Origin of the sequence: Parabacteroides sp. MSK.9.14 (assembly GCF_019041495.1) — a bacterium.
In the GTDB taxonomy this organism is placed as follows: domain Bacteria; phylum Bacteroidota; class Bacteroidia; order Bacteroidales; family Tannerellaceae; genus Parabacteroides; species Parabacteroides merdae.
This window is the reverse complement of sequence record NZ_JAHPXO010000001.1, coordinates 293181-307330: the sequence shown is the minus strand read 5'-3', so window position 1 is coordinate 307330 and position 14150 is coordinate 293181. Positions and strand designations below refer to the sequence as shown.

The 14150-nt window shown below is 43.8% G+C and carries 15 protein-coding genes; 3 read left to right on the top strand and 12 right to left on the bottom strand.

Annotated features, from left to right (window positions below; genetic code table 11):
• Nucleotides 1-88 precede the first annotated feature (88 nt).
• The 8 genes from pckA to KTG12_RS01065 form a co-directional block, all read right to left on the bottom strand.
• Nucleotides 89-1696, bottom strand: coding sequence for a phosphoenolpyruvate carboxykinase (ATP) (gene pckA, locus KTG12_RS01095; protein WP_005645418.1), 1608 nt, complete (start codon nucleotides 1694-1696; stop codon nucleotides 89-91).
• A 245-nt stretch (nucleotides 1697-1941) separates the two neighbouring features.
• On the bottom strand, nucleotides 1942-2100 hold the full coding sequence (locus KTG12_RS21590) for a HepT-like ribonuclease domain-containing protein (protein WP_287553267.1): 159 nt from the start codon (nucleotides 2098-2100) through the stop codon (nucleotides 1942-1944).
• 6 nt (nucleotides 2101-2106) lie between these two features.
• Entirely contained in the window at nucleotides 2107-2283 is a 177-nt protein-coding gene (locus KTG12_RS21585; protein ID WP_227225979.1) for a hypothetical protein, read from the bottom strand.
• Between the two features lie 46 nt (nucleotides 2284-2329).
• Nucleotides 2330-2623 carry a nucleotidyltransferase family protein gene (locus tag KTG12_RS01085; RefSeq protein WP_005645412.1) on the bottom strand — a complete coding sequence of 98 codons (294 nt, stop codon included), beginning with the start codon at nucleotides 2621-2623 and terminating at the stop codon, nucleotides 2330-2332.
• Between the two features lie 111 nt (nucleotides 2624-2734).
• Nucleotides 2735-3751 carry a 2-oxoacid:ferredoxin oxidoreductase subunit beta gene (locus KTG12_RS01080; protein WP_122115222.1) on the bottom strand — a complete coding sequence of 339 codons (1017 nt, stop codon included), beginning with the start codon at nucleotides 3749-3751 and terminating at the stop codon, nucleotides 2735-2737.
• A 3-nt stretch (nucleotides 3752-3754) separates the two neighbouring features.
• Nucleotides 3755-5611, bottom strand: a complete 1857-nt coding sequence (locus KTG12_RS01075; RefSeq protein WP_155144219.1) for a 2-oxoacid:acceptor oxidoreductase subunit alpha — start codon at nucleotides 5609-5611, stop codon at nucleotides 3755-3757.
• Nucleotides 5612-5701: 90 nt separating this feature from the next.
• Entirely contained in the window at nucleotides 5702-6901 is a 1200-nt protein-coding gene (locus KTG12_RS01070) for an alanine dehydrogenase (RefSeq protein ID WP_022321714.1), read from the bottom strand.
• Nucleotides 6902-6969: 68 nt separating this feature from the next.
• Complete coding sequence (locus KTG12_RS01065) at nucleotides 6970-7491, bottom strand: shikimate kinase (RefSeq protein ID WP_022321713.1); 522 nt, start codon at nucleotides 7489-7491, stop codon at nucleotides 6970-6972.
• A 279-nt stretch (nucleotides 7492-7770) separates the two neighbouring features.
• On the opposite strand from KTG12_RS01065, the gene KTG12_RS01060 reads away from it, so the two are divergent.
• Complete coding sequence (locus tag KTG12_RS01060; protein ID WP_022321712.1) at nucleotides 7771-8406, top strand: viroplasmin family protein; 636 nt, start codon at nucleotides 7771-7773, stop codon at nucleotides 8404-8406.
• A 1-nt stretch (nucleotide 8407) separates the two neighbouring features.
• On the opposite strand, the gene KTG12_RS01055 is transcribed toward KTG12_RS01060, so the two are convergent.
• A complete protein-coding gene (locus tag KTG12_RS01055) occupies nucleotides 8408-9697 on the bottom strand; it encodes a nucleotide sugar dehydrogenase (protein ID WP_046451560.1) in 1290 nt (429 codons plus the stop codon).
• Nucleotides 9698-9718: 21 nt separating this feature from the next.
• Nucleotides 9719-10417 (bottom strand): glycosyltransferase family 32 protein, encoded by a 699-nt coding sequence (locus tag KTG12_RS01050; protein ID WP_022321710.1) that lies wholly within the window; start codon nucleotides 10415-10417, stop codon nucleotides 9719-9721.
• 251 nt (nucleotides 10418-10668) lie between these two features.
• Here KTG12_RS01050 and KTG12_RS01045 point away from each other — a divergent pair, with 251 nt between their 5' ends.
• Together KTG12_RS01045 and KTG12_RS01040 are read left to right on the top strand one after the other, a co-directional pair.
• Complete coding sequence (locus tag KTG12_RS01045) at nucleotides 10669-11439, top strand: DUF5672 family protein (RefSeq protein ID WP_022321709.1); 771 nt, start codon at nucleotides 10669-10671, stop codon at nucleotides 11437-11439.
• A gap of 27 nt (nucleotides 11440-11466) precedes the next feature.
• Complete coding sequence (locus tag KTG12_RS01040; RefSeq protein ID WP_022321708.1) at nucleotides 11467-12234, top strand: hypothetical protein; 768 nt, start codon at nucleotides 11467-11469, stop codon at nucleotides 12232-12234.
• On the opposite strand, the gene KTG12_RS01035 is transcribed toward KTG12_RS01040, so the two are convergent.
• A complete protein-coding gene (locus tag KTG12_RS01035; RefSeq protein ID WP_224204158.1) occupies nucleotides 12225-13145 on the bottom strand; it encodes a lipopolysaccharide kinase InaA family protein in 921 nt (306 codons plus the stop codon). The genes KTG12_RS01040 and KTG12_RS01035 overlap by 10 nt on opposite strands.
• Nucleotides 13129-14118: a hypothetical protein gene (locus tag KTG12_RS01030; protein ID WP_022321706.1), complete on the bottom strand. Its 990-nt coding sequence runs from the start codon at nucleotides 14116-14118 to the stop codon at nucleotides 13129-13131. Before KTG12_RS01030 ends, KTG12_RS01035 begins: the two co-directional genes overlap by 17 nt.
• Nucleotides 14119-14150 lie beyond the last annotated feature (32 nt).

The following is a 14150-nucleotide window of genomic DNA, read 5'->3' as shown; positions in this document are numbered from 1 at the left end:
CCTAACATTTATGATAAAATTAATGTATATATATAAAAAAAGCGCAGAACCGAAGTCCTGCGCTTTTATAGAGTCATTATGTATGTTATTACAATTTCGGACCAGCAGCAACCAGCTTCTTACCAGCTTCGTTGCCAGTGAACTTAGCGAAGTTCTTAATGAAACGGCCAGCCAGATCTTTTGCTTTTTCGTCCCACTGTGCAGCGTCAGCATAAGTATCGCGCGGATCCAGGATATTCGGATCAACACCCGGCAATTCTGTCGGTACAACGAAATCGAAGTACGGGATAACCTTTGTCGGAGCTTTGTCGATAGAACCGTCCAGGATAGCATCGATGATACCTCTTGTATCCTTGATAGAGATACGTTTGCCAGTACCGTTCCAACCTGTGTTGACCAAATAAGCCTTAGCACCGGTCATTTCCATTTTCTTAACCAATTCTTCGCCGTATTTTGTCGGGTGCAGTGACAAGAAAGCAGCACCGAAACAAGCAGAGAATGTCGGAGTCGGCTCAGTGATACCACGTTCTGTACCAGCCAATTTAGCTGTAAAACCAGACAGGAAGTAATACTGAGTCTGTTCCGGGTTCAGGATAGATACCGGAGGCAATACGCCGAATGCATCGGCAGACAGGAAGATAACCTGCTTTGCGTGCGGGCCTTTAGAAACCGGCTTAACGATGTTTTCGATGTGATAGATCGGGTAAGAAACACGTGTGTTTTCTGTTACGCTCTTATCAGCGAAGTCGATTGTACCGTCAGCTGCAACTGTAACGTTTTCAAGAAGAGCGTCACGTTTGATAGCGTTGTAGATATCCGGTTCGCTTTCTTTATCCAGGTTGATAACCTTAGCGTAGCAACCACCTTCATAGTTGAATACACCTTCGTTATCCCATCCGTGTTCGTCATCACCGATCAACAGACGTTTCGGGTCAGTAGACAAAGTTGTCTTACCTGTACCAGACAGACCGAAGAAGATAGCAGAGCTCTTGCCTTCTTTATCCGTATTAGCGGAGCAGTGCATAGAAGCGATACCACGCAACGGGTTCATGTAGTTCATGATAGAGAACATACCCTTCTTCATTTCACCACCGTACCAAGTGTTCAAGATCACCTGTTCTTTCGTCTTCAGGTTGAAAACTGTAGCAGTTTCAGAGTTCAAGCCTAATTCTTTGTAGTTGTCAACTTTTGCTTTAGAAGCGTTGAAACATACGAAATCAGGTTCTCCGTAGTTAGCCAGCTCTTCTGCTGTCGGGCGGATAAACATGTTAGTTACGAAGTGTGCCTGCCATGCTACTTCCATGATGAAACGAACTTTCATACGAGTTGCTTCGTTAGCACCGCAGAAAGTATCGACAACGAACAGACGTTTGCCAGACAATTCTTTTACAGCTTTAGCTTTCAGATCAGCCCAAGCTTCTTCAGAACAAGGCTTGTTATCGTTTTTATATTCTTCAGAAGTCCACCATACTGAATCTTCGCTGGCTTCGTTCTTTACGAAAAATTTATCTTTAGGAGAACGACCTGTGTAAACACCAGTCATCACGTTTACAGCACCCAGTTCAGTTACCTGACCTTTTTCAAAGCCTTCCAAACCCGGTTTTGTTTCTTCTGCGAACAGAACATCGTAAGACGGATTATGAAGAACTTCCTTCACATCTTTAATTCCGTACTTGCTTAAATCTAATGTAGCCATCTTGAAATTAATTTAATTGATTGACTTTATATAACTTTTCTCTCTACTCAATGTTAAAACACAAGGCAAATCATCTTTGTTTTTACTTGCTGTTCCCTCGCCTTGTTAATCGCGGTACAAAAGTAATACAAATTTTCATAGTACATATCGAATTAAGGAAATTTTTCAGTAATAATTATTCTTTTCCATGCCGTTAACATCAAACCCTACCATTTTGTAACATAGAATTTACAAATCAGACACTTTTATCCAAAAATAGCATCGTGTTTCCCGGCATTTAAGTCATCCTGGATGCGGTAAAGAACGACAAGCAGAGGGGATAAATTATGTTTAACGATATCGGTTATAATCTCCGGGTCAACAGACAAATATTCATGAGAAATAATATTTCGCATGGCAAAAATCTTGCGTCAGGGAATTCCCGGATAATAGACTAGCAACTTCTCCTTTGTTTCAGTATCTATTTGTTTCAATGCCTCACCGATAGTCTGTATTCTCATGCAAGTTGCATCAAATAAATCGACACCCTCCGGAGTACGAAGCAAATCATCGCAGTCTGCAACATCGGAAGTTCGTTTCAATGCCAATTCAAATCTTTGTATAACAAAAAGAAGCTTATCTGTTATTTGATCCTTAAAGATAAATTGCATCCTGTTCTATTTTACGCCGAAACAAAGCACGCATTGTTTCATGCAAGGTTATTAAATCGACTTTTTGCCTGAAAACTTGTTCTAAATCATCTTTTATATCCATCAATGTGTAATAACTTGTTTTTCTCAACTTAATAAAAACATCGATGTCACTCTTCTCATTCTGTTCACCACGAGCCACGCTACCGAAAAGGCCCAATGTTTCGATTCCGTATTTTTCGGCGGAACGGGCTTTGTAATCTCTCAGGATTTCTATGATTTCGGCTGTTGTCTTCATTGCTATACCCTTTTGTTTCACAAAGATAGAAATATAAATAAGAAAAGCTGTAAACCCTTGCATCTTTTTTCAAGGTTTACAGCTTTTCTTATCACAGATCGGCTTACCGCCTTACTTTACTTTCCAGATTTCTCCGCTCATCAGATAATCCTGCAGGTTACGGATCGGATTCTTGGCCTGGACTTCTTCGATCTGTTGGTGTACGGCTTCGTCGTAGGTCGGAGCATCCACATCGCGGATCACACCGAGAGCAACTGGCATATCCCCGCTCATCATGGCAAGCATCATGTGCAGGGTGTTATCCTTTTCATGTGCATCATGTACCAAAACATCATCCAGCGTATAACCATCCTGACCGATCGTTACGGCTTTAAGTTTCAGGCCTTCCAACACGATACCCTTTTCATTGTCTTTGCCGAACAACATCTTTTCGCCATGGCGCAAGAAAATCGTACGGTCGGCACGAAATTCCTTATCGACAATCTTTTTATGGATACCGTCGTTAAAGATCACACAGTTCACCAGCACTTCAGTCACGGAAGCACCTTTATGGCGGGCAGAAGCAGCCAACACTTCGGTCGTATTCTTCAGATCCACATCGATCACACGGGCAAAGAAATTACCACGGGCACCCAAAGCCAGTTCAGCCGGGATAAACGGATCTTCGACCGTCCCGTAAGGAGAGCTCTTGGAAACGAAACCACGGTCGGAAGTCGGAGAATACTGTCCCTTCGTCAGGCCGTATATCTTGTTGTTGAACAATACGATATTCAGGTCCACATTGCGGCGGACAGCATGGATAAAATGGTTACCACCGATGGCCAGACAGTCGCCGTCACCTGTAATCAACCAGACGCTCAAGTCCGGACGAGCCGTCTTCACGCCGGTAGCGATAGCAGCACCACGACCATGAATCGTATGGAAACCGTATGTGTTCATATAATAAGGTAAACGGGAAGAACATCCGATACCAGAGATAACAGCCATATTATGAGGAGCCACTCCTACTTCGGCCATTGCTTTGTGCAAGCAGTTCAACACGGCATGGTCTCCACAACCCGGACACCAGCGTACATACTGATCGCTCTTATAATCTTTCGGTTGAAATTTTACTTCTTCAGTTGCCATCTCTTAAGCCTCCAATATTTTCGTGAATTCCTCAACTAATCTCGCTACGACAAAAGGTTGTCCCTTTACGCGGTTGAAACGGTACGGATTGAATCCCGTCACTTTACCACGCAGATAGTTGGCAAACTGCCCGTTGTTCTGTTCGGCAACGACCACCTTCTTGTATTTGCTCAGCACTTCAGCCGTGTTCTTAGGCAGCGGACTGATGAACTTGAAGTGAGCCAGAGCAACCTTCTTTCCCTGCTCCTGCATAGTTTCCATTGCTTCGTAGAGGTGTCCGTATGTTCCGCCCCATCCGACGATCAGCAGGTCTGCATCGGGGTCTCCGATCACTTCCAGTTCGGGGATATAATCGGCAATCTTGTCGATCTTGGCCTGGCGGGTGATAACCATCTTCTGGTGGTTGACGGGGTCTGTCGAGATAGCGCTTGTTTCATAGTCTTTTTCAAGACCGCCCAGACGATGGGCAAAGCCCTCGGTTCCCGGAATAGCCCAATAGCGAACCAGGCTTTCCTTGTCGCGGCGATACGCTTTCCATACTTTTTCACTCGCATCGTAGTTGGAGACATAATTCGGTTTGATTTCCGGATATTCAGCCAAGTTCGGCAGCTTCCATGCGGAAGAACCGTTGGCGATGAAGGCATCCGTCAACAGGATGACAGGAGTCATATGTTCGAGGGCCAACTTTCCTGCCCAGTAAGCGGCATCGAAACAGTCTGTCGGAGTCGAAGCAGCAATCACGACAGCCGGACTTTCACCGTTACGTCCGTAAAGCGCCTGCATCAAGTCGGTTTGTTCGCTCTTGGTCGGCATACCCGTAGAAGGACCACCACGCTGCACATCAATAACAACCAGCGGCAGTTCGGCGATCACGGCCAAACCGATCGCTTCGCTCTTCAACGCCAGACCGGGACCGGATGTGGAAGTCGCAGCCAAGCAACCGGCAAAGCTGGCTCCGATGGAAGTACAGATACCGGCAATTTCATCTTCCGCCTGAACAGTGATGACACCAAGCTCCTTATGCTTTGACAACTCATGCAGGATATCGGTGGCCGGAGTGATCGGGTAGCTTCCGAGGAACAACCGTAAGCCGGCCTTCTCCGCAGCAGCGATCAACCCGTAGGATGTGGCCTTATTACCGTTCACGTCAGTATAAAAACCTGGTGCAGCCTTCTTACTTTCGATGCGGTAAGTGGAGACTGAAGCATGGATATTGTGTCCGTAGTTGTAGCCGTCTGTCAGCGCCTTGATATTGGCCTGTGCGATAGCTGGCTTTTTGGCGAACTTGTTCTGCAACATATGCATCGCTTCATCCAGCGGACGTTCGAACAGCCAACAAACCAACCCCAGTGCGAACATATTCTTACAACGGAGCGCAGACTTGTTATCCAGGCCGAATTCAGCCAGGCTGTCTTTCACCATTGTCGAGATAGGAGCCGCCACGACCTGCACTCCGCCAAGCCCGAGTTCCCGGAACGGATCGTCTGTCGTGAATTGCGCCTTGTCCAAGTCACTCTTCTGGAACGAATCCGTATCGATCAAAATGATCGCATTGGGTTTCAGGTTTTTCACATTCACTTTCAGCGCAGCGGGGTTCATTGCGACCAGCACGTCCGCCTTATCGCCGGGAGTAAAAATTTTACGGGATCCCAGATGAACCTGGAAACCTGATACACCACTAAGTGTTCCTTGAGGAGCACGCACTTCTGCCGGATAATCAGGGAATGTAGAGATTTCATTCCCAAAAATAGCCGACAGATTGGAAAAGATTGTTCCAGTCAGCTGCATACCGTCACCGGAATCGCCCGAAAAACGGATGACAACCTTTTCCAGAGTTGTTACTTTTGTCTGTTCTGCCATAATATACTTAATATTAGCTTAATCGCTTGTTGATATTTAAGATCATCGCAAAGTAAAGAATAAACTTTGCGAGTTCAAAACTTTTATGGGTTAAAACGCAGAGAGGTATAGATCGATATTATTCGATGATAAACCGAATCGATTGGAAACGTAGCTGTTAACAGGCTTACCGCAATACATGTAGACTCCGTTCTTGAATCCCGGGTCGCTCTTGATCATCCCCTGCACGGCACCGGCATCGCCCAGCAGGAAAAGCATCGGGACGAAGATATTGCTCAGTGCCATCGAAGTGGTACGCGCCACACGGTTACTGATGTTCTGCCGGCAATAGTGCAGTACGCCGTACTGTTCGAAAACAGCCGGATCGGAAGGACAGAGGCAACAGGTCGTCTCAAAACAACCTCCCTGATTGATCCTGAGGTCAATAACTAATGCACCGCGTTTCATGATACGGATCATATCTTCGGCGATGATATACCGGTGACGCGTATTGATGTAACGCATCGCCCCGATCACCACGTCGGCACTACGGAAAGCGTTTTGCAGCACATTCGGATGGAAGGTGGAAGTGAACAAGCCTTGCCCCAATACCTGCTGGATAGTCCGAAGCTTGTTTATATCGTCGTCGAACACCTTCACGGAAGCACCCAGTGCCATAGCGGCACGGGTGGCGACAGTCCCGGCATTACCGGCTCCAATAATCACGACCTCGGTCGGTGAAACGCCCGGTATGCCTCCTAACAAGATCCCTTTTCCGCCCTGCGTATTGCTCAACAACTCGGAAGCGATCGTGATAGAGGCTGTTCCTTCTATCTCAGAGATCACATTCAGGACCGGACAGCGCTGTTTGTCATCAGCCAACAGTTCATAGGCGACAGCTGTAATCCGTTTAGCCATCATCAGTTCGAAGGCTTCATGCGAAAAGGTATTGAACTGGACGGTTGAAAACAGCGTAGTACGCGGCTTCATCATCATCACCTCGGCAGTCAGCGGCGGCAAGATTTTCAGGATGATGTCCGCCTGATACACCTCGGCCGGAGTCGCCACAATCTCGGCTCCCGCTTCCGAATAATGGTTATCGGAGTAATTGATCCCCAGGCCCGCCCCGGCTTCCACCAGAACGCGATGCCCACGGTCGGTCAGCATGTCGACCGCTTCGGGAGTCAGAGCCAGACGGCACTCTCCTTCTACCCGTTCACAGGGTATACCTATCAGTAAGCGATTACTCGCCTTACTGAGTTCTTTTAATAGCTCCTGCGGGATATAAGCCCCCTGCCCTTGTCTATCCATAATTTAATAGTTGAGAGTTGAGAGTTGAAAGTTAAGGTTGTGCCAGTTTTCACTTTCAACTCTCAACTCTATAATCGTGTTGCCAGTTCTTGTGATATCTTATATACATCCTGATCGGTCATCATCTCTTCCGCATCGAACACAATCGACGCTTTCGAATAGAAAGGTTCCCTTTTCTCCAGACTTTCGGCAATAAAGGCTCTCAATTCGTCACCCGAACGACCCTCCAGTATCGGGCGGGTCGATTTGCAGAGCTCCAAACGCTTCGCCAGTTCCTCTACCGAGACTTTCAGGTAAACGGTCTGTCCGGCCCCATTCATAAACTCCATATTATCGAAAAAACAAGGAGCACCGCCTCCGGTCGATACCAGGACATCTTCAAAAGCGGCGACTTCGCGGAGCATCCTTCGCTCGATATCCCGGAACGCATCTTCCCCTTTCTCGGCAAAAAGCTGCCCGACGGTCTTATGGTAGCGACCTTCTATATAGTGGTCCAGATCGATAAACGAGAGTTCCAACTGCCGGGACAGCACTTTTCCCACAGTGGTTTTTCCGGCTCCCATATATCCAATCAGAAATATACGCTTCATATCTATATGATTGTTTCCTGCAAATGTAAACTTTTTCCGTTAAGAAGTTCTGTTTTGTGCCGGATAAATTTTTATCTTTGACCGCATACTTCTTCGATTCCATGCCCAACGATTTGCCTGTCGGTAATTGTCGACAGGTTTGCTGATAATTGTCGGTAAGCGATTAGATGCCGAAAAAACAAACTTATCCGGCAAGCCGAAGGCATTTTCCCAAAGGATAGAATCGATTTCCTACCGGAAGAAGGAGAAGTCGGACAAGGACTTATTAAACAGAGAACAATGGCAAAAAACAAATATTATGTAGTATGGAAAGGTATCACTCCGGGCGTATATGACAACTGGGGCGAATGCAAAGCGCAGGTGGACGGACAGGACGGAGCAAAATATAAATCGTTCGAAACCAAAGAGGAGGCAACGAAAGCCTTTGAAAAAGGATACGAGCATTATCTGAAAACAGCGTCTTCCTCCAAAGCGGCTGCAGGCCTGACTCCAAAAACTCCGGTCGGGAAACCGATCTGGGAAAGCCTTTGTGTGGATGCTGCTTGTAGCGGGAATCCGGGAAACATGGAATACCGAGGCGTCTATCCGCCGACCATGCAAGAGATCTTCCGGATCGGGCCGTTAAAAAAAGGGACGAACAACATCGGTGAATTCTTGGCTTTGGTACACGGACTTGCCCTACTGAAACAGAAAGGAAGCAGCCTTCCGATCTATTCGGACAGTCGGAACGCCATCGGTTGGGTAAAAAAGAAGAAATGCAAGACACTCTTAGAGCGCGTACCAGAGAACGAACCGATCTTCGATATGATCGAACGAGCTGAAAAGTGGCTCAAAACCAATACCTATACCACTCCTATCCTAAAATGGGAAACTTCGGAATGGGGAGAGATCCCGGCAGACTTCGGACGGAAATAACTCACAGACGATCATCTACCCAAGCCGGATTCAGACAGCCTTTCACATCATATACCACGCTGTGCTCCTTTACCAGCTCCGGAATGTCCAGTGACAGGAAATCGGTATGTGCGACCGCCAAGATGACAACGTCGAACTTCTTGTCCGGCAAAGTGGACAGGACATTCAAGCCATACTCGCGCCGGACGTCATCCGGACGTGCCCAAGGATCACAGATCGTCACGTTGATACCGTAGTCACCGAGATAACGAACGACATCACCGACTTTGGAGTTACGCACATCGGGACAGTTTTCCTTGAAGGTAAAGCCTAAAACCAGTGCTTCCGCATTCCGCACCGGAACATCTTTTTTGATCATGCACTTCACGACGCGACCGGCAATATATTCGCCCATCGTATCGTTGATACGACGTCCGTACAGGATCAGTCCCGGATGGAAACCGTAATCCTCAGCTTTACGGATCAAGTAGTAAGGATCAACCCCTATGCAATGCCCTCCGACCAGACCGGGCTTGAAAGGCAGGAAGTTCCATTTCGTCCCAGCTGCCGCCAGCACTTCGTTCGTATCGATACCGATCAGATGGAAAATCTTCGACAGTTCGTTCATAAAAGCGATATTGATATCACGCTGGGAGTTTTCGATCACTTTGGCTGCCTCCGCCACTTTGATACTGGATACCGGAAAGGTTCCAGCCTGGATAACCGATCGGTATAGGGCATCGACCTTCTCTGCGGCTTCGGGAGTGGAACCGGATGTCACTTTCATAATCTTCTCCACCGTATGTTCCTTGTCTCCCGGATTAATACGCTCCGGCGAATATCCGGCAAAGAAATCGCGGTTAAAAACCAATCCGGACGTTCTCTCCAGAATGGGAACACATTCGTCTTCCGTTATACCAGGACAGACTGTCGATTCATAGATCACGATATCGCCTCTGCCCAAGACCTTCCCTACCGTTTCACTGGCCGAATAAAGAGGTGTCAGGTCAGGGCTATGATGCAAGTCGACCGGCGTAGGGACCGCCACAATGTAATAATTACATCCGTGGAGCTGTTCCGCATCGGACGTACAAAACAATCCCGCCTCACCTTCCTCCGGCAACCGGGGCAGTAGCACGGACCTCAACAATTCATCCGATACTTCCTGCGTCGCGTCCCGCCCTTCCATCAAGGCTGCTACCCGCTCCCGCTTCACATCATACCCGACCACAGGATAACGCGTCGCAAACAACCGTGCCAACGGCAAACCGACATATCCGAGGCCGATAACGGCAAGTTTTATATTTTCCATTAATTATTCAATCTTCTATACTTATCGTTTAAATAACGCAAAACGAATCACGAGGTACGCATGTTTCAGAAAACGTTCCACTTTTCTGCCAAAACGATGTTTCCGCCAGCTCCCATACACTTGATGACAAGCAAAAGCCTCGGGATACTGAATTTTCTTACAGGGAGAAACATAACATCCTGGATAAATAACGACATCTTCTCCTAAATGTTGTTCAATATCTTCCCTTTTATATCCTCTTTTTTCAGCAACCATCACCATTATTTTGGGAGAGATCAACATGTCGAAAGAACCATCGGGCAATAAAAAATGACGCTGCTTATAATAACTAAAGACTTCTTCGCAAAAAGAATTACCCTGCTCACCTATCAAAAAAGCAGCTTGTAAAAGGACTGTTCCCCAACATTCGTTGAAAGTTGCAAAACCATGCTCCGGGATAAATTCATCAAAACGTTTTTTAAGAAGCATATCACTGTCCATGTAAATTCCGCCTTCTTTATAGATTGCATAAAAACGGATAACATCTGCTGCAAAAGCCCATTTTTTAACAGACAGAGCCTCCGAGACATAATCACAACCTATTGCCAATGCATCTGCATATGTCCATAACCTTATCGTATAATCCGGCAATATACGTTTCCAACTTGCCAAACAAATTTTTATTTCAACAGGAAAAGATTCTTCACTGAACCAACATAAATGAATAATCTTTGGAATCATAAACTCTTTTTCAAAAATAATCAATACAAAATCATCAACACATCGTACATAAAGAATCCAAATCATCCATAAGAAACTATACATCAATGCATTGAATGTATATTACAAAATTACAATATTTTTCACGACTATCATATAGCAGATATATAATAAATTATAATAAAAACATTTCCCCCATTCAATTTTGTAAATTATTCATATCTTTGTGTATATACTATATATATATATTAAACATAAACAAAAAGGCTCATATGAATCTAGTGAAAGTTGTTATACCTATTTACCAAGCCTCTCTGTCCCAACAAGAAAGAAAATCTTTATCACAAGCATACAAAATATTACGAATGTATCCATTAGTCGTAATCAAACCCAACCATTTAGACTTGTCAGAACTAGTGACCGAATTTCCTAAGTTGTCATTTATTTCATTCGCAGATTCTTATTTCAAAGGGATCAGTGGTTATAACCGGCTCATGCTGGCTAAAGAATTTTATGAAAGTTTTTTAGATTGTACCTATATTTTGATCTATCAGTTGGACGCTTATGTTTTTCGCGACGAATTGAGAGAATGGTGTAATAAGGGATACGACTATATTGGCGCACCTTGGTTGCAACGTCCAGTCTATAAACTACCCGTCATTTCCGGAATCATGCATTTGATACATTCTTACCATAAATTCAGAGGGAAACCCTCCAAGCAAGATCTATATGGCAAAATCGGCAACGGTGGCCTATCTCTGAGAAAAGTAGCCAGTCATTATCGGATAACTTGCGAACAAAACGAACGAATCGATCACTATCTGGCGCAAAAGCGATATCATCTTTACAATGAAGATGTTTTTTGGGCAACGGAAGCAAACGGATTCACATATCCCAAAGTAAAAGAAGCGATTCGCTTTTCATTTGACAAATATCCAGGTTATTGCTACAAATTAAACAACCGGCAATTACCTTTCGGTTGCCATTCTTGGTATAAACGTAAGATGAAAAAATTCTGGATGGATTTTATTCCTTTACAATAATATTAACAACCTGTTCATCAAAATTATATGAGTATATTCAAAACATTAACATGCAATATCGGCTCTTACTATTATTTCCTTCGAGAAATAATAAGTCCATCTCTAATTAGAGATGCCAAAGAGATTCCTATTATCATCAATAATTTTAATCGTCTCACAACCTTACGGCTGTTAACAGAAACATTGACTGCCTGTGGATATACCAATATTTACATTCTGGATAATGCATCGACTTATCCACCTTTGCTGGAATATTACAAAACCTGCCCATTTACAGTATTCCATCTCAATCAAAACTTAGGCTTTAAAGCACTTTGGAAATCGCCTTTAAAAAAAAGATTCTGCAATGACTATTATATCTATACAGATTCGGATGTAATCCCTTCCGATTATTGCCCTAAAGACTTCATCGACTATTTTTTTAAAGAATTAAAAAAACATCCATTCGCCCGCAAGATCGGTTTTTCCCTACGAATAGATAATATCCCCGATTCCTATATACACAAAGAAGAAGTTATCAATTTAGAAAAACAATATTATCTCAAACCTGCCGAAGGAGGTCTGTACAGAGCACCAATAGATACAACCTTCGCCCTTTATCGCCCTCGTGTCGGATTGAGCAGAAGCCGTTCAGTCGAAGCTTACCGAACAGCATATCCCTACCAAGCAGAACATTTGCCTTGGTATAACGACTCTTCGAATCTGTCCGAAGAAGAACAATACTACATTAGCCATTGTACACATATCACGGAATGGAGTTCCAAATCAAAATTATATACTAAAACTCAGTCTTGAAGACTTTCAGGAAACACTTTCCGAAAATCAAACGGACGCAAATAATCATCATAAACCCAAATCCGTTTATGATGGTAAACATTGCGTGTCGTTTCTGGAAGTAACTTACAACAACTTAACAGATCATATGCTTTATAGAAAAAAGAAGGAAGGGCAAAACAACTTCCCCCATTTCTTCGCCACGCTTTATTGCCAAGACGAAATGCGTAATTCTTGAAAAAACGATCACTATATTCTCCCATCAAGCGCATTATTTCCAAACTATCCCATCCCCGCTGAGAGGCATATTCACACGCCACTTCATCCAAAACTTTACGGGATGTTGCCAAACGAGCTAAATTCTTACAAGCATCAACAACTGAAATACTTTTAAATTTCATCCGATTGACATCCACTAACGCAAACACATACGAACCAGCCTGTTTCTTTACCAGGATATTGCCAGGGGAATAATCGACATGCAATATTTCCGCCTTATGCAATTGTGCCGTAAAACGTGCAAAAGCCAGTCTGAGCTCTCGATCTTCTGCTCTATACACAGCCATATACTCGCGAAGTTCTTCCATCCTTTCCATATATAAGGATATATAATAACTATCGGTAAGTAAACCTCCGTGCTTTATCTCAATATATGCAATAGGATCTGCAACTCCAAATCCACGCTTCTGAACTTCAAGCGAATAGTCAAAAGAGCGTCGTGCTTTCGATCTACGAAAAAAAGAATATACAATCTGGTTTATTATATTAGGACGTTTAAACCTCTTGACTATCAAACGATATCCTTGTATATCGTACTTTTTAAGGATATTACGTCCTTGGTATATAGTCTCACCGTCCTTGAAAAAACATCCAGGAAGATGATAAATAAAATCAGTGAGAAAATTGTATTTAGGATTAATTACGACCTTCATCTGCCACATCCGATTTTGTCAGAAACTTAACAGCCTCATCCAAGGCTTTAGTAAAAAAATATCCTACAGACAACAAGTTACTTATCTCAATCACCCGAGATTTCATCTTAAAATAATCATCCACCGTCAATTTCTCCAATTTACCATCCAGTTCTTCCAAAGAATTTATGCAAATACCTATTTCCTTCTCTTTTATGAAAGGAGCCAATGCAGCCTTCTCCCAAATGATAAGCGGAAGATGACAACGGACATACAAAGAGACTTTATGAGGATTATTATATCGTAAATATTCACCATAGTTGCCAGTACATGCTTCATAAGAATCTCCATCCCAAACCAGGCCAAAATCACCCTGTACCGAAGATATCAATTGATCTGCCGGCAAAAAGCCGTTATATGAGAAATATTCTTTATTGAGAATCTTATCAGCTTCTAATCCTTTACCATACACACTCAGATGCCATTGACGAGGTAAACGATCCAACTCATATAAAAAACGATTTTTATTATATCCCAACGCGCCTGCATAAACAACCGTATAGTCAGTAGCTGGTTCTATTTTGTTTAAGACAATGGCTGGAGATAAATAATCCCAAATCTTCAGTTCTCCTTTCGGGACTTCACACCCCTTAGTTTGTAACCAAGCAGACATCGAATCATTCAATGTTATTAAATAATCAGAATTCTGCAGACGATCAATTTCTTGAAGGACTGTCAATCTTTTCCGTCGGAAAGAGCCTAAATCGTGAATCAAGGTTATAACTTTAGCTCCTCGATAATGCACTATATTACATAATAACGTATAATATTTTTTCAAAGGATATTGTATAATCAAAATATCACCTGACCTTAACTTAAAACAAACTTTAATCATACTGAGCAAAGTTATGACAAAGCCAAGTATCTTATTCGAACAAACGAGACAAGGAAACCCGATATTCCGATATCCTAAATCGCACATAATCTGTTCCATATCGGTCTTTGCTTTACTTCCCGCACTATATA